Annotated in this window: 24 protein-coding genes; 9 read left to right on the top strand and 15 right to left on the bottom strand. The window is 70.5% G+C overall.

Features of this window, described 5'->3' with window-relative positions; genetic code table 11:
- Positions 1-73 precede the first annotated feature (73 nt).
- Together ACIA3K_RS30410 and ACIA3K_RS30405 are read right to left on the bottom strand one after the other, a co-directional pair.
- Positions 74-658, bottom strand: a complete 585-nt coding sequence (locus tag ACIA3K_RS30410) for a hypothetical protein (protein WP_396805118.1) — start codon at positions 656-658, stop codon at positions 74-76.
- Between the two features lie 69 nt (positions 659-727).
- Positions 728-1,156 (bottom strand): VOC family protein, encoded by a 429-nt coding sequence (locus tag ACIA3K_RS30405; protein WP_396805116.1) that lies wholly within the window; start codon positions 1,154-1,156, stop codon positions 728-730.
- A gap of 104 nt (positions 1,157-1,260) precedes the next feature.
- On the opposite strand from ACIA3K_RS30405, the gene ACIA3K_RS30400 reads away from it, so the two are divergent.
- Entirely contained in the window at positions 1,261-2,169 is a 909-nt protein-coding gene (locus ACIA3K_RS30400; protein ID WP_396805114.1) for an NAD-dependent epimerase/dehydratase family protein, read from the top strand.
- On the opposite strand, the gene ACIA3K_RS30395 is transcribed toward ACIA3K_RS30400, so the two are convergent.
- Positions 2,166-2,606: a GNAT family N-acetyltransferase gene (locus ACIA3K_RS30395; protein ID WP_396805112.1), complete on the bottom strand. Its 441-nt coding sequence runs from the start codon at positions 2,604-2,606 to the stop codon at positions 2,166-2,168. The genes ACIA3K_RS30400 and ACIA3K_RS30395 overlap by 4 nt on opposite strands.
- A 225-nt stretch (positions 2,607-2,831) precedes the next feature.
- Here ACIA3K_RS30395 and ACIA3K_RS30390 point away from each other — a divergent pair, with 225 nt between their 5' ends.
- Positions 2,832-6,179, top strand: coding sequence for a GH92 family glycosyl hydrolase (locus ACIA3K_RS30390; protein ID WP_396805110.1), 3,348 nt, complete (start codon positions 2,832-2,834; stop codon positions 6,177-6,179).
- An 82-nt stretch (positions 6,180-6,261) separates the two neighbouring features.
- Here the strand turns inward: ACIA3K_RS30390 and ACIA3K_RS30385 are convergent, their stop codons facing one another.
- Together ACIA3K_RS30385 and ACIA3K_RS30380 are read right to left on the bottom strand one after the other, a co-directional pair.
- Positions 6,262-6,702 (bottom strand): VOC family protein, encoded by a 441-nt coding sequence (locus ACIA3K_RS30385; RefSeq protein ID WP_396805108.1) that lies wholly within the window; start codon positions 6,700-6,702, stop codon positions 6,262-6,264.
- Between the two features lie 243 nt (positions 6,703-6,945).
- On the bottom strand, positions 6,946-7,230 hold the full coding sequence (locus ACIA3K_RS30380) for a LysR substrate-binding domain-containing protein (protein WP_396805106.1): 285 nt from the start codon (positions 7,228-7,230) through the stop codon (positions 6,946-6,948).
- Positions 7,231-7,276: 46 nt separating this feature from the next.
- On the opposite strand from ACIA3K_RS30380, the gene ACIA3K_RS30375 reads away from it, so the two are divergent.
- Entirely contained in the window at positions 7,277-7,420 is a 144-nt protein-coding gene (locus ACIA3K_RS30375) for an SDR family oxidoreductase (protein ID WP_396805104.1), read from the top strand.
- 43 nt (positions 7,421-7,463) lie between these two features.
- Here ACIA3K_RS30375 and ACIA3K_RS30370 read toward each other — a convergent pair whose 3' ends face one another.
- Positions 7,464-8,414, bottom strand: coding sequence for a zinc-binding dehydrogenase (locus ACIA3K_RS30370; RefSeq protein ID WP_396805102.1), 951 nt, complete (start codon positions 8,412-8,414; stop codon positions 7,464-7,466).
- A 95-nt stretch (positions 8,415-8,509) separates the two neighbouring features.
- Here ACIA3K_RS30370 and ACIA3K_RS30365 point away from each other — a divergent pair, with 95 nt between their 5' ends.
- Positions 8,510-9,079: a TetR/AcrR family transcriptional regulator gene (locus ACIA3K_RS30365; protein ID WP_396805100.1), complete on the top strand. Its 570-nt coding sequence runs from the start codon at positions 8,510-8,512 to the stop codon at positions 9,077-9,079.
- A gap of 35 nt (positions 9,080-9,114) precedes the next feature.
- Here ACIA3K_RS30365 and ACIA3K_RS30360 read toward each other — a convergent pair whose 3' ends face one another.
- The gene (locus tag ACIA3K_RS30360; RefSeq protein ID WP_396805098.1) at positions 9,115-9,588 is read right to left on the bottom strand and encodes a hypothetical protein; all 474 of its coding nucleotides are present in this window, start codon (positions 9,586-9,588) and stop codon (positions 9,115-9,117) included.
- 65 nt (positions 9,589-9,653) lie between these two features.
- Here ACIA3K_RS30360 and ACIA3K_RS30355 point away from each other — a divergent pair, with 65 nt between their 5' ends.
- Positions 9,654-10,190: a GNAT family N-acetyltransferase gene (locus tag ACIA3K_RS30355; protein ID WP_396805096.1), complete on the top strand. Its 537-nt coding sequence runs from the start codon at positions 9,654-9,656 to the stop codon at positions 10,188-10,190.
- Between the two features lie 16 nt (positions 10,191-10,206).
- On the opposite strand, the gene ACIA3K_RS30350 is transcribed toward ACIA3K_RS30355, so the two are convergent.
- The 3 genes from ACIA3K_RS30350 to ACIA3K_RS30340 all read right to left on the bottom strand — a co-directional run bounded on the left by ACIA3K_RS30350 (position 10,207) and on the right by ACIA3K_RS30340 (position 11,765).
- Complete coding sequence (locus ACIA3K_RS30350) at positions 10,207-10,668, bottom strand: hypothetical protein (RefSeq protein WP_396805094.1); 462 nt, start codon at positions 10,666-10,668, stop codon at positions 10,207-10,209.
- Positions 10,669-10,940: 272 nt separating this feature from the next.
- Positions 10,941-11,369: a hypothetical protein gene (locus ACIA3K_RS30345; protein WP_396805092.1), complete on the bottom strand. Its 429-nt coding sequence runs from the start codon at positions 11,367-11,369 to the stop codon at positions 10,941-10,943.
- 213 nt (positions 11,370-11,582) lie between these two features.
- Positions 11,583-11,765, bottom strand: coding sequence for a hypothetical protein (locus ACIA3K_RS30340; RefSeq protein ID WP_396805090.1), 183 nt, complete (start codon positions 11,763-11,765; stop codon positions 11,583-11,585).
- Positions 11,766-11,959: 194 nt separating this feature from the next.
- Between ACIA3K_RS30340 and ACIA3K_RS30335 the strand changes: the two genes are divergently transcribed.
- Both ACIA3K_RS30335 and ACIA3K_RS30330 read left to right on the top strand, forming a co-directional pair.
- Positions 11,960-12,361, top strand: coding sequence for a hypothetical protein (locus tag ACIA3K_RS30335; RefSeq protein ID WP_396805088.1), 402 nt, complete (start codon positions 11,960-11,962; stop codon positions 12,359-12,361).
- Positions 12,362-12,513: 152 nt separating this feature from the next.
- Positions 12,514-13,233 carry a hypothetical protein gene (locus ACIA3K_RS30330; protein WP_396805086.1) on the top strand — a complete coding sequence of 240 codons (720 nt, stop codon included), beginning with the start codon at positions 12,514-12,516 and terminating at the stop codon, positions 13,231-13,233.
- 46 nt (positions 13,234-13,279) lie between these two features.
- Here the strand turns inward: ACIA3K_RS30330 and metH are convergent, their stop codons facing one another.
- A complete protein-coding gene (gene metH, locus ACIA3K_RS30325; protein ID WP_396805084.1) occupies positions 13,280-16,795 on the bottom strand; it encodes a methionine synthase in 3,516 nt (1,171 codons plus the stop codon).
- 262 nt (positions 16,796-17,057) lie between these two features.
- Here metH and ACIA3K_RS30320 point away from each other — a divergent pair, with 262 nt between their 5' ends.
- Both ACIA3K_RS30320 and ACIA3K_RS30315 read left to right on the top strand, forming a co-directional pair.
- The gene (locus tag ACIA3K_RS30320; RefSeq protein ID WP_145782100.1) at positions 17,058-17,927 is read left to right on the top strand and encodes a PAC2 family protein; all 870 of its coding nucleotides are present in this window, start codon (positions 17,058-17,060) and stop codon (positions 17,925-17,927) included.
- Between the two features lie 140 nt (positions 17,928-18,067).
- Positions 18,068-18,859, top strand: coding sequence for a GntR family transcriptional regulator (locus tag ACIA3K_RS30315; protein WP_355052978.1), 792 nt, complete (start codon positions 18,068-18,070; stop codon positions 18,857-18,859).
- A gap of 331 nt (positions 18,860-19,190) precedes the next feature.
- On the opposite strand, the gene mshC is transcribed toward ACIA3K_RS30315, so the two are convergent.
- The 4 genes from mshC to ACIA3K_RS30295 form a co-directional block, all read right to left on the bottom strand.
- The gene (mshC, locus tag ACIA3K_RS30310; protein ID WP_396805081.1) at positions 19,191-20,429 is read right to left on the bottom strand and encodes a cysteine--1-D-myo-inosityl 2-amino-2-deoxy-alpha-D-glucopyranoside ligase; all 1,239 of its coding nucleotides are present in this window, start codon (positions 20,427-20,429) and stop codon (positions 19,191-19,193) included.
- Between the two features lie 67 nt (positions 20,430-20,496).
- The gene (locus ACIA3K_RS30305; protein WP_396805080.1) at positions 20,497-21,315 is read right to left on the bottom strand and encodes an SCO1664 family protein; all 819 of its coding nucleotides are present in this window, start codon (positions 21,313-21,315) and stop codon (positions 20,497-20,499) included.
- Positions 21,312-21,890, bottom strand: a complete 579-nt coding sequence (locus ACIA3K_RS30300; protein WP_355052975.1) for a DUF3090 domain-containing protein — start codon at positions 21,888-21,890, stop codon at positions 21,312-21,314. Before ACIA3K_RS30300 ends, ACIA3K_RS30305 begins: the two co-directional genes overlap by 4 nt.
- 122 nt (positions 21,891-22,012) lie before the next feature.
- Positions 22,013-22,726 carry an MSMEG_4193 family putative phosphomutase gene (locus tag ACIA3K_RS30295; protein WP_396805078.1) on the bottom strand — a complete coding sequence of 238 codons (714 nt, stop codon included), beginning with the start codon at positions 22,724-22,726 and terminating at the stop codon, positions 22,013-22,015.
- Positions 22,727-23,101: the final 375 nt, after the last annotated feature.

Genomic DNA, 23,101 nt, shown 5'->3' with positions numbered 1-23,101 from the left:
CCGTTCGGTGACCGGGCCGGGCCCACCGCACCATCGACTACCGACGCGCCGCGTCGACGAGGGGTCCCCGCCGTCACGAGTCGGCGGGGACCCCGCTGTCGAGTTGCCCGATCACCGGCGCCAGCAGGTCGTTGAGTTCCCGGGCCAGCACCGCGACCGCCCGCCGCGCCGCGGCGGGGACCTCGTCGTCCGGCCCGTCGGGTGTCGGCGGCAGGCTGTCGAGCGGCAGCGGCGCCTCCACCTGGAGAAGGGCACGCAGATGCGGACGGCGCGTCCGGTCCTGCTCGGTGGGGGTGGTGAACTGACCGAACAGCTGCGGCCAGTTCTGCCACCCACGGTCGCGTTGCCACTGCTTGCTCCAGGTCAGCTCCGCGGGCCAGCGGGAGGCCACGGTGACCGCGCAGACCATGCTGCCGTCCCACGGGCTGCGTTCGCAGGTCGCCGAGATGATCCGCCGGTGCCACCGGACGAAGCCGGGCGACAGCTCGCTGGCCACCCGCCAGGCCGTCGCGGCGAACGCGACCGGCGCGAAGTCCCCCCAGGTCTCGGCGAAGTCACCGATCCGACGGAGCACCTCGGCCTCGTACCGGCCGTGGCCGTCGACGCCGTGTTCACGGTCGAACTGCTCGTCCAGCCAGAAGGCGCGCGGTTCCGGCATCCTCGACCCCGTTCTCGACGATCGTGCGCTCCACGGTCACGCGTCGCCCACGTACGGACACGGGCAGCACTATCCCACCATGATGCAGAACGGGTGGCCGGCCGGGTCGGCGTACACGCGCAACGGCTCCTCGGGGTCCTCGATCCGGTCGTAGCGCAGCCGGCCGCCGAGGCGCAGCACGCGCTCGTGCTGGACCAGCAGTTCGTCGACGGAATCCACGGTCAGGTCCAGGTGTAGCTGTTGTGGCACGTCGTTCTTCGGCCACGTCGTCTCGGGCAGGCTGTCGACCTGCTGGACCGCGATCTGCGGGCCACCGTCCGGGGACCGCAACACCAACCAGTCACGACCGCGCTCGTCGGGTCGGCCGTCCGTCGGTGGCTCGTCGCCGGGCCGGTAGACGAAGCCCATGAGCTGCCGGTAGAACTCCGCCAGCTCGCGCGCGTCGGTGCCGTCGAGCACCACCGACGTCAGCCGGGGAACGCTCTCCTGGTCGACCATCCACGATCACCTCCGGACGCCATTCTGGCCGGGCGACGCTGCCGTCGCATCCGCAGGCGGCACCGTACTTGACAGGCACCCCGCTGGACAGTGGACGATTCAGCGTGCGAATTCTCGTGGTGGGTGGCAGTGGCCTGATCGGCGCGCACGTCGTGGAGGTGCTGCGCGAGCGCGGCCACGACACGACCTCGGTGGCGCGTTCCGCCCAGCCGGGGGTCGACCACCTGCTCGACGTGGGGTCCGCCTCGATCGACGAGCTGCGGCCGTTGCTCGCCGGCCACGACGGCGTCGTGTACGCCACCCGGACCGACGAGCAGCGGCCGTTGCCGAAGCCGATCTACCCGCAGTTCCGGCGCGAGAACGTCGACCCGGTGGTACGCCTGTTCACCGCCGCCCGCGACGAGGGCCTCACCCGTGGGGTCGTCATGGGCTCGTACTACACGTATTTCGACCGGCTCCATCCGCAGTGGCGGCTCGGTGAGCGGCACACGTACATCCGCTGCCGGCTGGAGCAGGCCCGGGAGGGACGCACTGCCGCTGGCTCGGGCCTGCCGGTCGCCGTACTCGAACTGCCCTTCGTCTTCGGTCGGGTCGGTGACCGGCTGCCGAACTGGGCCGGTCCGCTGGACCGGTGGGCGCGCTCTCGTACCCCTCTGCTGGCGCCGACCGGCGGAAGCGCCGCGGCCTCGGCGCGCAGCGTGGCCGAGGTCGCGGCCGACGCCCTCGAGAGCGCCAGCGGCGCGGACATTCCGGTCGCCGACGAGAACCTCACCTGGCACGACATGCTCGCGCGCATCGCCGACGCGGTCGGCCGACGCCGCCGGGTCGGCCGGCTGCCGGCCGGCGCGGCGCGGACGGCGCTGCGACTGGGCGGCGCGGCGCAGGCACTCGGTCGCAAGGAGTCCGGGATCAACCCGACCTTCCTCGCCGACCTCCTGCTCGCCGAGTTGTTCATCGAGCCGACGACCGGCCGTTCGCTGGACGCCGCGCTGCGCGAGACCTTCCCGGCCTAGCGGGGTGGACGCGCGAGGTACGCCGTCTTGACGTCGGTCAAGAACCCGCAGGCACGATAGAAGGCGTGCGTCGCCGGGTTCCGCGACCCGGTCATCAGCATCGCCTTGTAGCAGCCCGCGTCCCAGGCGGCCTGGAGCGTGCCGGCCATGATCTGCCGACCCAGACCGGTACCTCGCCGCGATTCCTCGACGACGACGTTCTCGATCACCGCATACGGCGACGCCGACCGGCTGAGGTTGGGGATCACGTTGAGGTACGTGGTGGCGACGACGATCCCGTCCAGTTCCAGGACGAACAGCCGCAGGCCTGGTGAGCGGAGGATCTGCGCGAAGGCCGCCAGGTCGGTGCCGTCGTCCAACACCGGATCGTCCGGGTTCAACTGTCGGTAGAGGCGGATGATCTGCGCGAAGTCCTCGGGCCGGGCCGAACGGAACATGCCGGCAGCGTAACGAAAGACCGGGCCGGTCGCCGTTCGCGCGGCACGCCCCCTGCCTGACCGATCGCGATCAGGATCTTGACAGCCCTGGGTGGGAAGGGAAGCATCATCGCCGATTAGACAACGTTGTCAAACCCGTGTGCGGCTCCGATGTGGAGTGCGAACAGGTGACGGGTCGCCTCCGCCGAGCTTCGTGCAGACGGTGCCAACCGAAGGGCCAACACTGTGTCAGACACACCGGCGCACCTGGCGTACGCCGCCAAACGCCGAACCCTCGCCGCCGCCACCGCCGTGACCGTGGCGGCGCTGGCGGCGGTCGCCGCGGGCACACCCGCCGCAGCCGCTGCGCCTGTCCGCCTGGTCACCGACCCCGCCAGCTACGTCAACCCGCTGATCGGGTCCACGAACCTCGGCAACACCTACCCCGGAGCCGTCCGCCCCTTCGGCATGCTGGCCTGGAGCCCGCAGACCAGTAACGGCAGGCAGACCTCCACCCCCGCGCCCGGTGGCTACGAGTACGGCGCGACCCGGATCCGCGGCTTCAGCCTCACCCACCTCAACGGGGTCGGCTGCAACGGCGGCGCGGGCGACATCCCGATCATGCCGATCGTGGGTGACGTCAACTCCTCGCCGTCCGTCGACACCTCGGACGCCACGTACGCGAGCAGCTTCTCCCACCAGAACGAGACCGCGCGGGCCGGGTACTACCGGGTGGGCCTCGACAGTGGCGCGTCGGCGGAGCTGACCACCACTGCACGCACCGGCTCGGGCCGGTTCGGCTTCCCGGCCGACCAGCCCGCCAGCATGCTGTTCCGCACCTCCAACTCGGAGACCGGCAGCACCGACGCCACCGTACGGGTGGACGCCGCGGCCCGGACCGTCACCGGCTCGGTCACGGCGGGCAACTTCTGCGGCCCGCAGAGCGAGAACAACCGCAAGTCCCTGTACACGCTGCACTTCACCGCTCACTTCGACCAGCAATTCGCCAAGGTCGGCACGTGGCAGGACGGCACCCGGACGCCGGACGCCACGACAGCGTCCGGCGGCACCGGCCTCGACGCGGGCAGCCCCGTGCCGGGCAAGGGGTCCGGCGCGTACGTCACCTTCGCCCAGGGCACCACGACCGTCGGCGTGAAGGTCGCCATCTCCTACGTCAGCCTGGAGAACGCCGAGGCCAACCTGCGGGCGGAGAACCCGCAGAAGAAGAGCTTCGACGCGGTCCGGTCGGAGGCCACGGCGGCCTGGCAGCGTGAGCTGAGCAAGATCAAGGTCGGCGGCGGCACCAACGACCAGCTCAGCACCTTCTACACGGCGCTGTACCACTCCATGCTCGAACCGACCCTGACCAGTGACGTCGACGGCCGCTACCTCGGCGTCGACGGCAAGCCGCACCGCCTCGCCAAGGGCCAGGACGCGCAGTACGGCACCTTCTCCGGCTGGGACCAGTACCGCGCCCAGGTGCAGCTCATGACGCTGGTCAACCCGAAGGCGGGCAGCGACTACGCGCAGTCGTTGTTCAACTACGCCACCCAGCGGGGCGGCGAGTGGGACCGCTGGCTGCTCCAGCACGGCAAGACGAGCGTCATGTCCGGCGACCCGTCGGCCCCGGCGGTCGCCGGCATCCACGCCTTCGGCGGACGGGACTTCGACGTCAAGGGCGCTCTCCGATCACTGATCACCGCGGCGACGGTGCCGAACGCCAACGACTCCGACAGCGCCGGTTGCAACGTGGCGTGCGTCGGTCAGCGTCCCGCCCTCGACAAGTACCTCGAGTTGGGCTACGTCCCCGCCGACGGCTGCTCCTGCTGGGGCGGCGCGGCCGAGACGATGGAGGACGCCGTCGCCGACTCCGCGCTCGCCGAGCTCGCCGGGCAGATCGGCGACCAGACGAACGAGCGGGCCTTCCGCAAGCGGTCGGGCACCTGGAGCAACGTCTTCGACCTGACCGCCACCGCGCAGGGCGGCTACCCGCGCTCCCGCAAGGCCGACGGCACCTGGGCCGAGCGCGCCTTCCAGCCCGCGACCGAGAACGGGTTCGTCGAGGGCAGCAGTGCCCGCTACACCTGGATGGTCTACTCCGACGTCGCCGGCCTGGCCCGCGCCATGGGCGGCAACAAGGTGGCCGAGCAGCGCCTCGACGCCTTCTTCCGCACGCCAGACGGTGCCTTCGACTTCTCGGCCCGCGACCTCACCCGATACGACCCCACGAACGAACCGGACATGAACGCGCCCTACCTCTACAACTACTTCGGCGCTGCCTACAAGACCCAGCAGACGGTCCGCGCGGTGATGGACCAGCTGTGGGGCAACACCCCCGGTGGCATCCCGGGCAACGACGACGCCGGCACCATGTCGTCGTGGTACGTCTTCTCCGCGCTGGGCATGTACCCGCAGAACCCGAGCCGGGCCGACCTGGTGCTCACCGCGCCGCTCTTCCGGCGCGCGGTCGTCGACGCCGGACCCGGCCGCAGGATCACCATCGACGCCCCGGCCGCGTCGGCCCAGAACACGTACATCCAGTCGGTCAAGGTAAACGGCAAGACGTCGACCCGAAGCTGGGTCCCCGACACCCTCGTCAACAAGGGCGGCACCGTCGCCTTCGTACTCGGCGACAAGCCGAACACCAGGTGGGGCAGCTCCCCCGCCGACGCCCCACCCTCGTACGGGGACGGCCGGCGGCCGTACCTGACGGGCGCGAGCCCGCAGACGCTGAAGGTGGAGCCGGGCAGCACCTCGGCGACGACGTACAAGATCCAGGCACTGACCGAGGCCCCCACCACCACGCGCTGGAAGGTCAGCGCGCCCGCCGGCCTGACCGTCACGCCCGCGCAGGGCGAGTTCAGGCTGGCCGGCGACGGGTCGGGCAGCAAGGTGCTCACCGTCTCCGCGCCGGCCGACCTCAAGCCCGGCGCCTACGCCGTGACGGTGACCGCCACCACCACCTCCGGTACGACACTGCCCACCGTCACCATCCCCGTGACGGTCGCCGTACGGGACAGCGTGCTGTGGAACCTCAACAACAACGGCATCTCGGCCGACGACACCAACCCGCAGGCCAACTTCGACACCGGAGGCTGGAGCTACTCCGCCACGGCGCTCGCGGCCGCCGGGGTGAAGCCGGGATCCACCGTGTCGGCAAACGGGTTCGACTTCACCTGGCCGAACGTGGCCCCCGGCGACCCGGACAACATCCTGGTCGGCGGCGGCGGTCAGGTGCTCAGCATCCAGGCCGCCGAGGGTGACACGAAGCTGAGCCTGCTGGGCAGCGCCGCGTTCGGTGCGACCACCGGCACGGTGACGCTGACGTACACCGACGGCACGACGCAGCAGGCGACGGTCGGCTTCAGCGACTGGACGCTGGGCGGCGGGTCCGACCAGCCGTCGTTCGGCAACGTCACGGCGGTGCACACCTCGTACCGCGACAAGATGGGGTCGGGGGTCGAGCCGGTGGCGACGTACGTCTTCGCGACGACCCCGATCGACCTGCAGCCGGGCAAGCGGCTCGCGAGCCTGACGCTGCCCACCACCGCCGAGGGCGGCGTCATCCACCTCTTCGGGATGGCGACGGCCTGACGCACGGCAGAAGGGCCTGCTCCGCCGCGCGGCGGAGCAGGCCCTTCCGGGTAGTCGGGGGCGCCGGCCTCAACGCCAGCACTCAGCGCAGCTCCTCGGCCAGCCCCACGACGATGCCCTCCGGGCCGCGGACGTAGCAGAGCAGGAAGATGTCCTCGTACCGCTGCACCTCCCCGACCAGCTCCGCCCCGTGGCGGCGCAGCCGGGCGACGGTGTCCTCGACGTCGTCGACCGCGAACATGATCCGGCGAATGCCGAGGGTGTTCGCCGGCGCGTCCTCCGGCGCGTGGCGAATGGCCTCCGGCGCGTGGAACATCGCCAGCTCGACCTTGCCGTGACCGTCCGGGGTACGCAGCATCGCGACCTCCTGCCGCACGTCGTCGATGCCGATGACACGCTCCACCCAACGCCCCTCGACCGGTCCCCGGCCCTCCACCTCCATGCCGAGTTCGACGAAGAACGCGATGACCGCGTCGAGGTCCTCGACCACGATGAGGACGTTGTCCATCCGCCGGATCGCCATGCTGCTTCCCCCTGCTCTAAGTGCGGTCCCGGTCGCCGCATTCTCCCCTGGGACGAAGCCGCCCGGCCGTTCTCGACACCCGGCACCACTGACCCTCGGCGTCTGCCCCAGCCAAGCGTCCCGGCACTCGCCGGGTCCTCTTCGTCAGCGCGGCCGCGCTGTACGTCGTACACCGGATCTGGATCTGTCTGGTGTTCGCCCCCGACCGTCTGGCCTTCGCCGCAGCAGCGGGGTCCACAGTCTCTAGGTGCGGTCGCCGGGACCGATGTCACCAGCCTGCCGCACGGCGATGTCCACGAACTCCCGCACGAGCGGTGACCGGTTGCTCTCGGCCCAGGCCAGGCACACCTGGTTGTCAGCGAGGTCGCCGACGGGCACGTGGACGACGTCCGGCCTGGTGTAGAACCTCGCGATCGACAGCGGAAGGATCACCACCCCGGCCTCCGCGGCGACGTGCTCCAGCTTCTCCTCGACGGAGGTCAGCACCGGCCGGGGGGCTCCGGGTCCGTCGGACGATTCGGCAGTCATCCGCTCACCCCTGTGGGACTCGCTGCCAGAGGACACCCGAGAGCAGATGTACGACCATCTCAGCGCGTCACTGCCGCTCGGCCGCGTGGGCGAGCCTGAGGAGGTCGCCGAAGCATACGTCTACCTTCTGCGATCGACGTACGCCACCGGCACGCTGGTCACCGTCGACGGCGGCACCCTGCTCGCCTGAGGCCAGGGCGCTGCCCTGCGCCGGTCGTCGCCGACCGTCCCCGCTACGGAGTGAGGACGATCCGCCCGAAGACCTGGCCGGCGTCCATCTTCTGATGGGCGACCGCCGCCTGCTCCAAAGGCAGCACCTCGTGCACCACAGCGACCAGCTCGCCACGGGCCGCCGCGGCGAGCTGGTCTCGCCGCACGGCCTGGCGAGCGGGTTCCGGCACCGTCGCGGCGCTGAACGTGGCGAAGGACAGGGACTTCTGGAAGGCGGCCATCAGCGTCGCGCCGAAGTCTGCCGGCGGCTGACCCCCGACCGCGCCGACGAGCACGAGGCGCCCGTTGGGATTGAGCCGGTCGAAGAACGAGGGCATGCGGTCGCCCGCGACAACGTCGATGATCACGTCATAGCCACGGGGAGCGTCCGGCCCTCCTGCTCCGGAGCGGTCGAGCAGGTGGGTAGCGCCAAGGCTGCGCAGCCGACGACCACGCTCGGGCGACGAGGTGGTGACCGCGACGGCGCTGGCGCCACGGCGGGCCGCGAGTTGCACCGTCATGATCCCGAGGCTGCCGGCGGCACCGCGCACCAGGACGGTCTCCCCTTCGGCGAAGTGCGCATGGGCGAGACCGAAGTGCGCCACGATGCCAGAGCTGCCGAGCGTCACGGCGTCGACGACGGCGAGGCCGGCGGGGACGGGCAGCACCTCCGAGACCGGGGCGACCGCGCGCTCGGCGTACCCACCGCCGGTGCCGGTGAACGCCCACACGCGCTGCCCGATCCACGCCGCGTCGACACCCTCGCCGACGGCGGCCACCGTTCCCGCCACCTCGCCGCCGAGGATGTGACCCTCTCTGAAGCCGTAGGCGGCGAGGGCGCCGCTTCGGATCATGACGTCGGCGCCCGCGACACCGACCGCTTCGACGGTGATCATCACCTGCCCCCGAGCCGGAACCGGGTCGGGGATGTCGGTCACCGACAAGCCCCGAGGATCGCCGAACTCCCTGATCATGACTGCCTTCACGGGTGCCTCTTCTCAAGCCGGACCGCCCTGTGGTCAGCGCGAACGGTAGTGGACGCCGGCGTCCGTTTAGCTAAAATGAGAGCGTGACCGAGCAGTTGACTCGAAACCTGCGGTCGGACGCGCGGGACAACCGCCAGCGGATCCTCGAAGCCGCCCGGACGATGTTCGCCACCGACGGCATGGACGTGCCGATGCGGGAGATAGCCCGCAGGGCCGGAGTGGGTCCCGCCACCCTGTACCGGCGCTTCCCCACCAAGGAGGCACTGGCCACCGAGGCGTTCGCCGAGCAGATGGACGCCTGCCAGCTCATCGTCGACGAAGGGCTCGCCGACCCCGACCCGTGGCATGGCCTGTGCCTGGTGATCGAGAAGCTCTGCGAGCTACACGCCCGCGACCGGGGCTACACCTCGGCGTTCACCACGGCCTTCCCGCACGCCGTGGATCTCGCCGCGAAACGCCGAACGGCCCTTGCCTCACTCGCCGACCTGACACTCCGGGCCAAGGACACCGGCCACCTGCGACCCGACTTCGTCCTGGACGACCTCATCCTCATCCTGATGGCCAACGGCGGCCTGCACGCGACCTCGACGGACGCCCGGGTCGCCGCGTCCCGACGATTCGCCGCGCTCGCCATCAGAGCGTTCCGCGCCTGAGGCGAGCCGACCACCGCGCCTCGCGCCCTGACCCCTCACACCGTCGCCGACGACAACCGCATCTTCTGCCAGTTGCGGAACACGAAGCGGTGCACCGACTTCAACCCGACCCACAGGGCCGGATAGAGGGCCGCCCGACCGAACCCGCGCACCGTCACCGTCGTCGTCCGGGTCACCTGCGTGCCGCGCTCCGTCCCGGTCAACTCGAACACGTCCCCGAGCTGATCGACGAAGCGGTGGAAGCCCAGGTCGGTCGACTCCATGTGGAACGCCAACCGGCTCGGCGGCTCCCACGTCGTGATGCGTTGCCGCACCACGCCCTGCTCCGACACGCACTGCCGAGCGGCGCCCACCTCACCCGGGCCCTCCGGCAGACGGCAGGTCGTTGGCCGGGGCGTACCCAGATAGAAGACCGGACACCGGGGCTGCAACTCCAGCCGGGAGTCGCACAGCGCCGGCCACAACACCTCGGGTGGGTGGGGCATCATCCAGCGCGTACGCACGATCATGCCGGTAACGGTAGACCCCGGTGCTCACCGGGCGCTGCCCCGACCCCGCGTGGGAAGCTGCGGCGGTGACGACGTTCAGCATCCGTACCGCCACGGCGGCCGACGACGGTTTCCTGGTCGACATGCTCGTGCAGGCCGTCAACTGGCTACCCGAGCGCAACTGGTCACGCGAGGAGATCCTGACGAAGCCCGAGCTGGCCCACTACGTCGCCGGCTGGATGCGACCGGAAGACTTCGGGGTCCTCGCCCTGGACCCGGCTGATCGGCCGATCGGCGCGGCCTGGTGCCGACACCTGACGGCCACCGATCCGGGCTACGGGTACGTGAGTGACGACGTACCCGAGCTGACCCTCGGCGTGGTGGACTCCTGGCGCAATCGCGGCGTGGGCCGGGCGCTCGTACGCGCCGTGCTGTCCGTCGGAGTCGAGCGCGGCCTACGGGCGGTGTCGTTGAGCGTGGAGCGGGCCAACTTCGCGGCGAAGCTCTACGCGAGCGAAGGCTTCCACACGGTCGAGTCGTTCGACGACGCCGACACCATGGTCGCCCAGCTCGCCGGCCGCCCCTCGGCCGACACCGACCCGCCGGTCAGCGCGAACCCCTGACCGTCGACGTCGCGGGCTACTGCCCGGGCTGCGCACCATCCGGCGCGACCGGCCCGTACACGTGGCGGCGCACGAGGTCGTCCCGTTCCAGGATCACGTCGACGACCTGCCAGAACTCGGCGATCCTCGGATGACTCAGCCCCTCTTCCCGGCTGAGCTTGCGCCCGAAGATCGGACTGTCGCCGGCAACCTCGCCACCGTTGACGAGCGTCGCGGCAGGGGCCGGGGAGCCGACCACGGGACCGACCCGGCAGCCGAACGTGATGTGGTCGTCGAAGCGATCCTCGCCCCACGTCCCCAGGATGGCATCGATCCAGGCCTCGTGAACCCCGTCGTGGTGATAGCAGCTCGCGAAGTAGACAGCGAATGCGGTGTCGCCCTCGTAGATGTTGGCCCAGGTCCGATCCGCCTGCGTGTCGCAGCACTGGCACACGAACTCGCGTACCTGGCGGCTGCTCTCATCGATCACGAGATCCACGGCGTGACACTAGCGGCCGTCAGCGCAGGGAGCGATCCCGTACACGTCACTACATGACGGCGCCTCGACGTGAACCGGCAACGGTTGTCGGCGCTCGTCACAGTCGTGCCACACCTATTCTGAGTCCGGCACGGCCCGGGGTGCGAGTCATGGACGCCTGCGAGGCTGAGGCGGGCGACAGCTTCCGCCGATCAGACGAGGCATCGTCTGAGTACCGGGATTACATCCTCTCCGGGCCGTGCTCGTGCGGCCCAATTGCGCATCAGGGATCGCTAGGGCGACCAGTGCGGGTCGAGGCTCTTGCCGTGCCCCCGGGGGCATCGTCCGTAGCCGGTGCTGGACACGTTCCAGTGGCGGGAGCAGTACGGGACGTCGCACCGCGCACAGAATCCGGCGTCGTCATAGAAGCCCGCCGTGGTGACGGTGGCGTGCCGGTACGGCTGGGTGAAGGCGTCGACGATGCGCTGCGCCTCTGCCGGGTCCGCCGGTCGGCCGAGCCCGTTACCCGCCGCGATCCCGGAATACAGCAGCCACCACCGCTGGCCGGCGTGGCGCTCCCGCGCGGCGGTGTAGGCGTCGCGCTGCGCCGGTGACCAGCGCTGCCAAGCGACCGGCTGGGCATCCGGCGGGACGAGTTCCACGTGGGTCGCCGGTCGCCCACACACCGCGCACGGCGGCTCGGCGACGAAGGCTTCAGGCATGGCCCTCATCCTCCTACGACCGCCGGGCGAATACGACCATCGATGCCGCCGAGGCTGAGGGCGCTACCAGGCCGCAACCGACCCAATCCCAGAATTTCACGAGGGCCGAGCCCTTGACCCCCAGGCAACGATCAGAAGTCGTCAACTTCCCTTACGGATGCCCTGGGCTGGCATCGGCGTCCATCGCATACGCCGTGGTCGTCACTCAGTTAGTCACTCAGGCTGGTAGACGTCGTGCTCGGCGTAGTAGACGACAGCTCCAACAGCTTCCAACACCGTCGGTTGCCGTCCTCCACGCCATAGCGACCAGACCTCAATGACCTCCCGGGCGAGATCTACCTCAAGCAGGTACTCATGGTGGCAAGCGGGCTGCTCGTCGTCGTGCACCTCGGCCACCGAGTCAGCCCGCCAAGGCCGCCTCGCGTATATGGTTCCGCCGTCGAGCTGGCCCAAGCCCTGCATGACATCGCCTAGTGATCGCTGACGCACAACGGGCAGCCTAGGCCCGACCATGACCAGCGCGGCCTGGTTGGCGCGCTGGTCGCGCCCCGTCGAGGGTTGCCGCCGCTGCTGTCTGACACGCTGAAGGGATGCGAACCTTGGGGTGGTCAACCGAGTTCCGCGAGAAGCCCTGGCACACCATCGCGGCGCGCCTGCACGGCGCTCTCGACGACAGCGCCACCTACGAACCGGTGCTGGAGATCGTCGACAGCATCATCGCGTTCGAAACGGAAGCACTCCTGGCAGGCACAACCTCAATGGTCGACCTCATCGTCACGCGCAAACCCGTCACACCACCACCAGTCGACGTCGTCACGGTCCGCTCGGCCTACGGCTGGATCACGATCGAGCACATCACCCACACCGGCCAAAACGACCGGATCCAGAGACCCGCCCAGGACGCAGTCGCCCTGTTCTGGCGATTCATGATCGAAAAGTTCGGCATCCACCCCACGCCAACCGGCGCGCCACCCGACCGGCCGTCTACGTGACGGCGAGGAGCAACTTCTCCCAGCGCAACCACGGGCATCTGTAGCCCGGCTGTCCCGTCACCGGCATGCTTGACACTCGCGTTCCACCACGTCCTTCACAAGAGCTGTTCGGCCAGTCGATGACGGAGTGGGTCGGCGGAGATGATGTCGGCATGGACGCATGGGTAGACGGCGACCTGGCTGGCGAGTTCGAGCGGCAGCTTGATGACCTCCTGGCTGAGCTGAACTCAGACTGGGTCGAGCCCGAACTACCGCCGCGGTTCGCGAGTGACGAGTCGTTCCGTCGCTACCACCGGAGGAATGGCAAGCGCTGGCGGCTTGCCTGCGTTCTTCGCGAACGTCCTGACCTGGCGGCCACCCTGGCCGACCGAGTCCTGGCCGCTGTGGTCTGCGACGAAGATGTGGCCGCCAATCGCCAACTCATCGAGCCGATGTCGACGGCGGTGGGTCGTCGCAGGGTTCAGGAGTACCTGATCTCGGTCGTCACCTCTGGACCGCTGCCGCAAGGCGTCTGCGCAGTCCGCGCCTGGTATTGGTCGCAGGCCGTGCTCATCTACGAGTCGACTGAGGCGCTGCACAGCAGACAGCCCACGACGGTTAGCCAAACCCAAGATGATGAGGTTGCCGACCTACGCGCGAGCTATCGCGCAGCCTGTCTCACCGCCTTCGTCGAGTGCGACCACGACACCACGCGTGAATGGCTGTCCCGAGGCTTCATTCTGGACGAGTCCTTCTACCCGTCGAACCTGCACCGCAGGCTGGCCCAGGCCCGTGCTATCGCCGAAGCCGACCCGGTCCGGTTCAAGGAACTCATTGCCAGGACCACCGACGGGACGAACCTCGCTGCCATCCGGCGACGTGATGATCGATGAGTCCGACGCAGCGACCTATGACGCAGATCAGGGCACCCCGTCCCCGTCACTTGGCGTTGAAGTAGCTGGCCTCTGGGTGGTGGACCACGATGGCGTCGGTGGCCTGCTCGGGCATGAGCTGGAACTCCTCCGACAGCTCGACGCCGATCCGCTCGGCGCCCAACAGGTCGACGATCTTCGCCCGGTCCTCCAGATCGGGGCAGGCCGGGTAGCCGAACGCGTACCGGCAGCCCCGATAGTCGTTGCGCAGGATGCCGGCCAGGTCCTGCGGGTCGTCGTGGCCCAGCGGACGCCCGTCGGGCAGGGTCAGCTCGGCGCGCACACGCCGGTGCCAGTACTCGGCGAGCGCCTCGGTGAGCTGCACGGACAGCCCGTGTACCTCCAGGTAGTCGCGGTACTCGTTGCGGGCGAACAGCTTCGCCGCGTACTCGCTGACGGGTTGCCCGACCGTGACCAGTTGCAGCGCGACCACATCGAGCTGGTCGCCCTTGGGCCGGAAGAAGTCCGCGAGGCAGAGCCGTCGCTCCTGCCGCTGGCGGGGGAACGAGAACCGGGCGCGCTCCGCGTGCCCGTTCTCGTCGAGCACCACCAGGTCATTTCCTTCGGAGTACGCCGGGAAGTAGCCGTACACCACGGCTGCCTCGAGGACCTGGTCGGAGATCAGCCGGTCCAGCCAGTACCGCAGACGGGGGCGGCCCTCGGTCTCGACCAGTTCGTCGTAGGAGGGCCCGTTGCCGCCGCGGGCGCCGTTGAGCCCCCACTGCCCACGGAATGTGGCCCGCTCGTCGAGCAGCGCCGCGTAGTCGGCCATCGGAACGCCCTTGACGACGCGCGTGCCGAAGAACGGCGGGGTGGGCACCTCCACGTCGACGGCCACGTCGGAGCGGACCGAGGAGTCGTGCAGCTCCGGCAGTGACTCGGTGACCATGGTGCGCTGCCGTTCCCGGCGGGCACGCCGGGCGGCGAGGGCGGCCTCCCGCTCCGGGTCGATCACCGGGGCGCCGCCGCGTTTGGCGGTCATCACCTTGTCCATCAGGGACAGGCCCTCGAACGCGTCCCGCGCGTAGTGCACCTGGCCGGGGAACATCGACCGCAGGTCGTCCTCGACGTACGCGCGGGTCAGCGCAGCGCCGCCGAGCAGGACGGGCCAGCGCTCCGCGACCCCGCGGGTGGCCATCTCGGCCAGGTTCTCCTTCATGATGACCGTGCTCTTGACCAGCAGCCCGGACATGCCGATCGCGTCGGCGCGGTGCTGCTCGGCGGCGTCGAGGATCGCGTTGATCGGCTGCTTGATGCCGATGTTGACGACCTCGTAGCCGTTGTTGGACAGGATGATGTCGACCAGGTTCTTGCCGATGTCGTGCACGTCGCCGCGCACGGTGGCCAGCACGATTCGGCCCTTGCCGCCGTCCTCGGTGGCCTCCATGTGCGGTTCCAGGTACGCCACGGCGGTCTTCATCACCTCGGCGGACTGGAGCACGAACGGCAGCTGCATCTGCCCGGAGCCGAACAGCTCGCCGACGACCTTCATGCCGTCCAGCAGGATGTCGTTGATGATCGACAACGGGGACCGGCCGCCGGCCATCGCCTCGTCCAGGTCGGCCTCCAGGCCGTTGCGCTCACCGTCGATAATCCGCCGCTTGAGCCGCTCGTCCAGCGGCAGCGCCGCCAACTCCTGCGCCCGGCTGGCCCGGGCACTGGTCACGTCGACGCCCTCGAAGAGTTCGAGGAAGCGCTGCAACGGGTCGTACCCCTCGCGGCGCCGGTCGTAGACCATGTCCAGGGCGACCTCACGCTGCTCGTCGGGAATCTTCGACATCGGCAGGATCTTGCTGGCGTGCACGATCGCCGAGGTCAGGCCGGCCTGCACACACTCGTGCAGGAACACCGAGTTGAGCACCTGCCGGGCGGCCGGGTTGAGGCCGAAGGAGATGTTCGAGATGCCCAGGGTGAAGTTGACGCCCGGGTAACGCCGGGCGATCTCCCGGATCGCCTCGATCGTCTCGATGCCGTCGCGGCGGGTCTCCTCCTGCCCCGTGGCGATCGGGAAGGTCAGCGTGTCGATGAGGATGTCGGACAGGTCCATCCCCCACCTGCCGGTCAGGTCGTCGATGGTGCGCGAGGCGATGCGGACCTTGTCCGCGGCGGTGCGCGCCTGCCCCTCCTCGTCGATGCACATCACCACCACGGCGGCGCCGTGCTCGCGGATCACCGGCATCACCCGCCCGTAGCGGGACTCCGGGCCGTCGCCGTCCTCGAAGTTCACCGAGTTGACCACGCAGCGACCGCCGAGCATCTCCAGCCCGGCCTCGATGACCGCCGGCTCGGTGGAGTCCAGCATGATCGGCAGCGTGGACGCGGTGGCGAACCGGCCGGCCAGCTCGCGCATGTCCTGCGTGCCGTCGCGGCCCACGTAGTCGACGCACAGGTCCAGCAGGTGCGAGCCGTCCCGGGCCTGGCTGCGGGCGATCTCGACGCAGGCCCGCCAGTCGGCGGCGAGCATGGCCTCCCGGAACGCCTTGGACCCGTTGGCGTTTGTCCGCTCCCCCACCATCAGCACCGAGGCGTCCTGCGCGAACGGCACCGGGTGGTAGACCGACGACACGCCCGCCTCGTGGCGGGGCTCGCGCTCGCCCGCGGTGACGCCGTGCAGCCGCTCGGCCAGCACCCGAATGTGCTCCGGGGTGGTGCCGCAGCAGCCGCCGATCAGCCCCACGCCGTACTCGGAGACGAACCGCTCCATGGCCTCGGCCAGCTCCACGGGAGTCAGCGGAAAGTACGCGCCGTCGGCCGTCAACACCGGCAGGCCGGCGTTCGGCATCACCGACAGCGGGATCCGGGAGTGCTGCGACAGGTAGCGCAGGTGCTCGCTCATCTCGGCCGGGCCGGTCGAGCAGTTCAGCCCGATCAGGTCCACCCCGAGCGGCTCGATCGCCGCCAGGGCCGCGCCGATCTCGCTGCCCACCAGCATCGTGCCGGTGGTCTCCACGGACACGTGACAAATGATCGGCACCCGCTGGCCCAGCTCGGCCATCGCCCGCTTCGACCCGACGATCGCCGCCTTGACCTGCAACAGGTCCTGGCAGGTCTCGATGATCAGCGCGTCCGCGCCGCCGGCGATCAGGCCGGCGGCGTTCTCCTGGTACGCGTCGCGCAGGGTCGCGTAGCCGGTGTGCCCGAGGGTGGGCAGCTTGGTGCCCGGGCCGATCGAACCGAGCACGAAGCGGGGCCGCTCCGGCGTGCTGGCCGCGTCGGCGGCCTCCCGGGCGATCCGCGCGCCCGCCTCGGACAGCTCGCGGATACGCTGCGGGATGTCGTACTCACCGAGGTTGGCCAGGTTGGCGCCGAACGTGTTGGTCTCCACGCAGTCCGCGCCGGCGGCCAGGTACGCGTCGTGCACCCCCCGCACCACGTCGGGGCGGGTGACGTTGAGGATCTCGTTGCATCCCTCGAGGCCGTCGAAGTCGTCGAGCGTGAGGTCGGCGGCCTGCAGCATCGTGCCCATCGCCCCGTCGGCGATGAGGATCCGATCGGCCAGCACATCCAGCAACGAAGTCCGCACCCGTTCAGGTTAGTGCGGCCCCAGGCGAACCCGAGCCCCGTCCACGCCCGATCCCATATTGTGTCGGGCGGATCACCCTGTCCGGTTCGCCGCCGTATGCCCGGTGGCACAGCGGGTGGACCGGCGCGGCCGACGGGCCGCATCCCTGCCCGGCACGTAGGCTGACGGACGTGAAGGAGAACAGGGACGCCATCGTGCACCACGGTCCGACAACCGGGCGCGGTCCCGGTGCCGGCCGCGACGAGCAGGGTGAGGTGACGGCGTGACCGAGTTCGACGGACTGCCGGTCCTGCGGTCCCCCGTGGCCATCGCCGCGTTCGAGGGCTGGAACGACGCTGCCGACGCCTCCACCGCGGCCGTCGAGCACCTGGAACAGGTCTGGAACGCCCGACAGATCGCCGAGCTGGACCCGGAGGACTTCTACGACTTCCAGGTCAGCCGGCCGACCATCACCATGGCCGACGGGGAGACCCGACGGGTGGAGTGGCCGACGACCCGGTTCATGGTGGCCAGCCCCGAGGGCACCGACCGCGACGTGGTGCTGATCCGGGGCATCGAGCCCAGCATGCGCTGGCGGACGTTCTGCGAACAGGTGCTGGAGATCTGCCACAGCCTGGAGGTGGAACGGGTCGTGCTGCTCGGCGCGTTGCTGGCCGACGTGCCGTACACCCGGCCGTTGCCCATCAGCGGCAGCGCCTCCGACGCACAGGCCGCCGAGCGCTACCAGCTCACGCCCACCCGCTACGACGGGCCGACCGGCATCGTCGGCGTGCTGCACGACGCGTGCGCCCGCGCCGAGGTCGACGCCGTGTCGTTCTGGGTGCACGTGCCGCACTACGCCAACAACCCACCCTGCCCCAAGGCCACCCTCGCCCTGCTGCACCGGGTCGAGGAGGTCGTCGACCTGCCGGTGCCGATGGCCGACCTGGCCGAGGAGTCCGCCGAGTGGGAGCAGCGGGTACGCAGCGCCGCGGAGCAGGACGCCGAGCTGGGCGAGTACGTCCGCGAGTTGGAGGAACGCGTCGGCGACGAGGGCATCACCCCGTTGACCGGTGACGAGATCGCCCAGGAGTTCGAGAAGTACCTGCGGCGTCGAGGCGGTTCGGCCGGCCCCACCGCCGGCTCCTGGTAGCACTGTCCGTCACGGGCCCTCGGACCTTCTCTGGTCCGAGGGCCCGTTTTCGCGTTCGGGCTCGTTTCCGCGTGTCCGGGATGGCGCCGTCACACCCTCTAAGGCATCCTAGGAACCTAGATGTGATCAAGGAGGCGGGTGTGCAGATCAATCCCGGCGCCGCCGAGTTCCCCCACCGGCAGATCGCCGCGCAGCTCAAGGCCCAGGTCCGTCGCGGCGACTGGGGCCCCGGCGAGCGGCTGCCGTCCATCCCGGCCATCGCCGAGATGTTCGGCGTCGCCAAGCAGACCGTGCAACGCGCCGTCGACCAGCTGCGGGTCGAGGGCATCCTGATCACCAAACCCGGCTCCGGTACGTACGTCCGAGGCACCCGGCGTCGACTGAACCGCCTCTCCCGGGGCCGGTACGGCGGGTTCCGCGGCTACCACACCGACCTGGCCGCCCGATACCGCCAACAGCTCGTCTCCGTCGGCCTCTCCCCCGCCCCCGCCGAGGTCGCCGACGCGTTCGGCGTCTCCGACGGCACCAACCTGCTCTGCCGTCGCCACCTCGTACGCACCGACGACTCCCCCGTCGAGGTCGGCGCCTCCTGGTTCCTGCCCCGCGACACCGACGGCACGTCGCTGGAGCGGGCCGAGGCGTTCGGCCGGCCGCTCTACCAGGAGGCCGAGGAGGCCACCGGCCGCCGGTACGCCTCGGCCACCGACACGATCAGCGCCCGCCAGCCCAGCCGGGAGGAGGCCGAGACCCTACAGATCCGGCCCGACACACCGGTGCTGCACCTGCTGCACGTCGCGTACGACAGTCACCGCAAGCCCATCGAGGTCGCCCAGGCCACCTGGCCCGGCCCGATGACCACCCTCACCGAGGAGTACCAGATCCCCGCCCCCACCCCCGACCCCGACCCGGACCCCGGCCTGGTCCTGGGCTAACCCCACCCAACCCTGCCCCAGTTCACTCCTCGCCGTCGATCTTGCACTTCCTGTCGACGCTTTGCTCCGATTGACACCTTTCGCAACGTCACAAAGTGCAAGATCGACGGCGAGGCAAGAAGGCTCGCGTCGATCATGGAGTTGTGGTGCCTCGCATAAGGGGCACAGCAGCTTCTATCGGCCACCACAAGTTCATGATCGACGCTGAGCGGCGGGCACACAGGGGCCAGCCGGCGAGCGCGAGGGCCGGCCGAGCGCGGGGGCCGGCCGGCGAGCGCGGGGGCGTCAGGCCGCGCCGGGAGCGCTGGGACGCGCGCGGGCTGGGTGGGCGTTACAGGCGGATGCCGAGGAGGGCGTCTACTGTTTTCGCGAAGAGGGCCGGGGCTTCCGGGTCTTCCGTGGCGCCGGAGAGGGCCGCATCGGCCCAGCGGTCCGCCACCGCCAGGGCGCCGGGGGTGTCGAGGTCGTCGGCCAGTCTGGCGCGTACCCCGGACAGCAGCTCGGCCCCGGACGGCCCGGCGGGCGCGGCGGCGGCCCGCCGCCAGCGGTCCAGCCGCTCCTGCGCGGCGGTGAGCAGCTCGTTGGTCCAGGTGCGGTCGCTGCGGTAGTGCTCGGAGATCAACGCGAGCCGGATCGCCATCGGGTCGACCTTGTCGGCGCGCAGCCGGGACACGAAGACCAGGTTGCCGCGGGACTTGGACATCTTCTCGCCGTCCAGGCCGATCATGCCGGCGTGCACGTAGTGCTCGGCGAACGGGGCCTGGCCGGTGAGTCGTTCGGCGTGCGCGGCGGAGGCCTCGTGGTGCGGGAAGAGCAGGTCGTTGCCGCCGCCCTGCACGTCGATGCGGTCGCCGAGCAGGTTCAGCGCGATGACCGCGCACTCGATGTGCCAGCCGGGCCGGCCCGGGCCCAGCTCCCCGCCCGGCCAGGACGGCTCACCCTCGCGCGCCCCGCGCCACAGCAGGGGGTCGAGGGGATCGCGCTTGCCGGCCCGGTCGGGGTCGCCGCCGCGCTCGGGGAAGATCTCCAGCATCTGCTCGCGGGTCAGGTTCGACTCGTAGCCGAACCGGCCGGTGGCGGAGATGTCGAAGTAGACGTCGCCGGTGCCGTCGTCGAGTCGGTAGGCGGCGCCGTCCTTGACCAGTACCTCGACCTTGTCGGCGATGTCCGGGATCGACTCGACCGCACCCACGTAACGCTCCGGCGGGATGATCCGCAGCGCTTCCATGTCCTCGCGGAACAGGGCGGTCTCCCGCATCGCCAGGACCACCCAGTCCTCGCCGTCGCGGGCGGCCCGTTCCAGCAGGGGGTCGTCGATGTCGGTCACGTTCTGCACGTACCGCACGGGACGGCCGGCATCCCGCCACATCCGCTGCACCAGATCAAACGTGATCATGGTGGCGGCGTGACCGAGGTGGGTGGCGTCGTACGGGGTGATGCCGCAGACGTACATGCTCGCCGCGTCGGCCGGCTCGCTCGGGTGGACACTCTGCCGCGCCGAGTCGTACAACGCCAACGGCTCGCCCCGACCCGGCAGCCGTGGCACCTCGTGTCCCGCCCAAGACTCCATGGCCTCAGCCTAACCAGCCCTCAGGCGACACCGGGACGCCCCACGGGTGATCAAGATGACAGCGGGGTCACATGGGTGGCCAGGGTATCGCCGGCCAGTCCTCCGGCGGCTGCGGGAAGCGGCCGGTCTCGCGCAACCTCTCGACGCGGGCGGCCAACTCGGCGATCTCGCTGATCGTCAGGTGGTCGGCCAGCTCCTCGCCGAGCTGACCGGCGACCTGCGCGGCGAGCCCGTCGAGCATCTCCATGGCGTCCGGCGGAACCTGCTTGCCGGCCCAACCCCAGAGCACCGTACGGAGCTTGTCCTCGACGTGGAAACTCACCCCGTGATCGACGCCGTAGATGCGGTCGTCGGCGCCGACGAGCACGTGCCCGCCCTTGCGGTCCGCGTTGTTGATCACGGCGTCGAGTACGGCGAGGCGGGCCAGGCGTGGATCGTCGGCGTGCGCGAGGGCGTACGCGGCGCCGTCGTCGTCCCGGGCCGCCGCGATCGGGAACCAGCGCGGTGGCACCTCCTCGGCGGGCACGAACCCGACCAACGGCTCCGCGTCCTCCGGCTCGTCGATCCAGAGTTGGCAGGAACCGGGACCGAACGGACCGTCCCGCAGCACGGTCGGCGGCACCAGGCCCCACCCGGTGGCGTGGGACACCAGGTACGCGGACACCTCCCGGCCGGCGAGGGTGCCGTCCGGGAAGTCCCACAGTGGGCGCTCCCCGCGTACCGGCTTGTAGACGCAGCGGGCCGTGACGCCGTCGAGGGTCAGGATGCCCCGCAGGGTGGTGTTCGACGCGTCGACCAGCCGCCCCTCCAGGTCGAGGGTGCCGTCGCGGAGCAGCCGCAGCGCGGCGTCACCGTCGCGCAGAGGTTGGAGGCCGGACAAGGTCACCGGTGGTAACCGTTGTGCCGCGGGCACAGGTGCCCGGCGGGGTCCAACGGCTGGCCGCACAGCGGGCACGGCGGCCGGCCCGCGTTGACCACGCGCCGGGCCCGCTCGATGAACTGGCGGGTGGCCTGCGGTGTGAGCCGCACGCGCAGCCGGTCCAGGTCCTCGTCCGGCTCCTCGTCCTCGTCGTCCTCTTCGTCGTCCTCGTCGCCCAGCTCGACCTCGGGCTCCACCTCGCCGGCGGCGATCGCCTCGATCACCACGGTCGCGGTGTCGACGTCGAAGGCCAGCCCGAGCGTCCCGACCCGGAACTCCTCGTCGACCGGGGTGTCCAACGGCTCGTTGTCGCCGGTCACCGGCGCCAGCTCGGGCAGCTCCACCCCGAAGCGGCGCTGCGCCTCGGTGAGCAGCTCCTCCAGCTTCTCGGCCAGCAGGGACACCTGGACCTTTTCCAGCGCGACGCTGACCAGCCTGCCGCCGCCGCGGGCCTGCAGGAAGAACGTGCGCTCCCCCGGCGGCCCGACAGTCCCGGCGACGAACCGCTCCGGCGGTTCGAAGGCGTGCACCTGGTGGGTCATACCCACGACCCTATCCGGCCCACCATGGCATCGCGCACCCCACCGACCCGAATCGCCGCAGGGGCAACGCGCCCGCTGTAGCGGCGGTCACACCGGGCGTGGCGGCGTCCGGCGGTCGGTCGTCACCGGGCCGTGCCCGCCCCGCCGCCGACGGCGGCGTCCGAGTCGGCCGCCCGCGTGGTCCGCCGACGCCGCTTGCGCGGCGGCGGGACCAGCGCGGCGAGGTCACCGCCCGTGTCGTTGAGCCGGACCAGGAAGGGCCGCAGCGGCGTGAAGCGGATCGCGGTCACCGACGCCGGGTCGGCCACGATCCGCTGAAAGGCATCCAGGTGTACGCCGAGAGCGTCCGCCACGATGGCCTTGATCACGTCGCCGTGGCTGCACGCCAGCCAGACCGCCTCGGGCCCGTGCTCGGCGTTCACCCGGGCATCCCAGTCGCGGACGGCCGCCACCGCGCGGGCCGCCATCGCCGCCATCGCCTCGCCCTGTGGGAAGACCGCCGCGCTGGGGTGCTGCTGGACCACCGGCCAGAGCGGCTCCTTGGCGAGCTTCTTCAGCGGCTGCCCCTCCCAGCTGCCGTAGTCGCACTCGATCAGCCCCTCCTCCACCACCGGCGTGGCCTGGGGCAACGCCAGCTCCAGGGTCTGCCGGCAGCGAATCAGCGGACTGGTGACGACCGCCGCCAACGGCACCGCCCGCAACCGCTCGCCGACCGCGGTGGCCTGGGCACGTCCGGTGTCGTCCAGCTCGACCGGCTGCCGGCCGGCCAGGCCGCCGTCGGCGTTCGCGGTGGTACGGCCGTGTCGCAGAAGCAGAAGGGTCGCCACACTGATCACCCTAGGGCCTCCCCCAGGCCCACGATCGCCACGGGCTCGGTGGCCACGCCGCTCGGCCGGGAACGAGCATGATCGACTCGACATCGCCGATATCGGGGCATCAACCGGCCCCGGACACCCCGAGTTCAGCGATCCGGAGTCGAACACCCGCTCCGATCGCGTGCGTGGCCGGTATGTCCGGTTGGGGGCCGCTGTGGTCTGTGGTGGCCGGGTGCCCCGTGGCCGGGCAGTCGTTGGCGCGTCCGGCCGTCGTGGCCCCCCGACGATCGCAGGAGCACAGGTCACCGCCCGCCGCCCGTCAGGTCGGGCCTCATCACCGCGCGTCCTTTGCTCTGCTTCAACCCAGGAGACACCCAGTGTCCGATTATCGGACGG

It is taken from the genome of Micromonospora sp. NPDC051543 (genome assembly GCF_044454415.1).
In the GTDB taxonomy this organism is placed as follows: domain Bacteria; phylum Actinomycetota; class Actinomycetes; order Mycobacteriales; family Micromonosporaceae; genus Micromonospora.
This window is presented reverse-complemented; position numbering and strand designations above follow the sequence as displayed.

Coding starts and splice junctions, on each gene's coding strand:
- ACIA3K_RS30410 (WP_396805118.1), bottom strand. CDS start 658: ATGCCGGAACCGCGCGCCTTCTGGCTGGACGAGCAGTTCGACCGTGAA.
- ACIA3K_RS30405 (WP_396805116.1), bottom strand. CDS start 1,156: ATGGTCGACCAGGAGAGCGTTCCCCGGCTGACGTCGGTGGTGCTCGAC.
- ACIA3K_RS30395 (WP_396805112.1), bottom strand. CDS start 2,606: ATGTTCCGTTCGGCCCGGCCCGAGGACTTCGCGCAGATCATCCGCCTC.
- ACIA3K_RS30385 (WP_396805108.1), bottom strand. CDS start 6,702: ATGGCGATCCGGCGGATGGACAACGTCCTCATCGTGGTCGAGGACCTC.
- ACIA3K_RS30380 (WP_396805106.1), bottom strand. CDS start 7,230: ATGACTGCCGAATCGTCCGACGGACCCGGAGCCCCCCGGCCGGTGCTG.
- ACIA3K_RS30375 (WP_396805104.1), top strand. CDS start 7,277: ATGTACGACCATCTCAGCGCGTCACTGCCGCTCGGCCGCGTGGGCGAG.
- ACIA3K_RS30370 (WP_396805102.1), bottom strand. CDS start 8,414: ATGATCAGGGAGTTCGGCGATCCTCGGGGCTTGTCGGTGACCGACATC.
- ACIA3K_RS30360 (WP_396805098.1), bottom strand. CDS start 9,588: ATGATCGTGCGTACGCGCTGGATGATGCCCCACCCACCCGAGGTGTTG.
- ACIA3K_RS30345 (WP_396805092.1), bottom strand. CDS start 11,369: ATGCCTGAAGCCTTCGTCGCCGAGCCGCCGTGCGCGGTGTGTGGGCGA.
- ACIA3K_RS30335 (WP_396805088.1), top strand. CDS start 11,960: ATGCGAACCTTGGGGTGGTCAACCGAGTTCCGCGAGAAGCCCTGGCAC.
- ACIA3K_RS30330 (WP_396805086.1), top strand. CDS start 12,514: ATGGACGCATGGGTAGACGGCGACCTGGCTGGCGAGTTCGAGCGGCAG.
- mshC (WP_396805081.1), bottom strand. CDS start 20,429: ATGGAGTCTTGGGCGGGACACGAGGTGCCACGGCTGCCGGGTCGGGGC.
- ACIA3K_RS30300 (WP_355052975.1), bottom strand. CDS start 21,890: ATGACCCACCAGGTGCACGCCTTCGAACCGCCGGAGCGGTTCGTCGCC.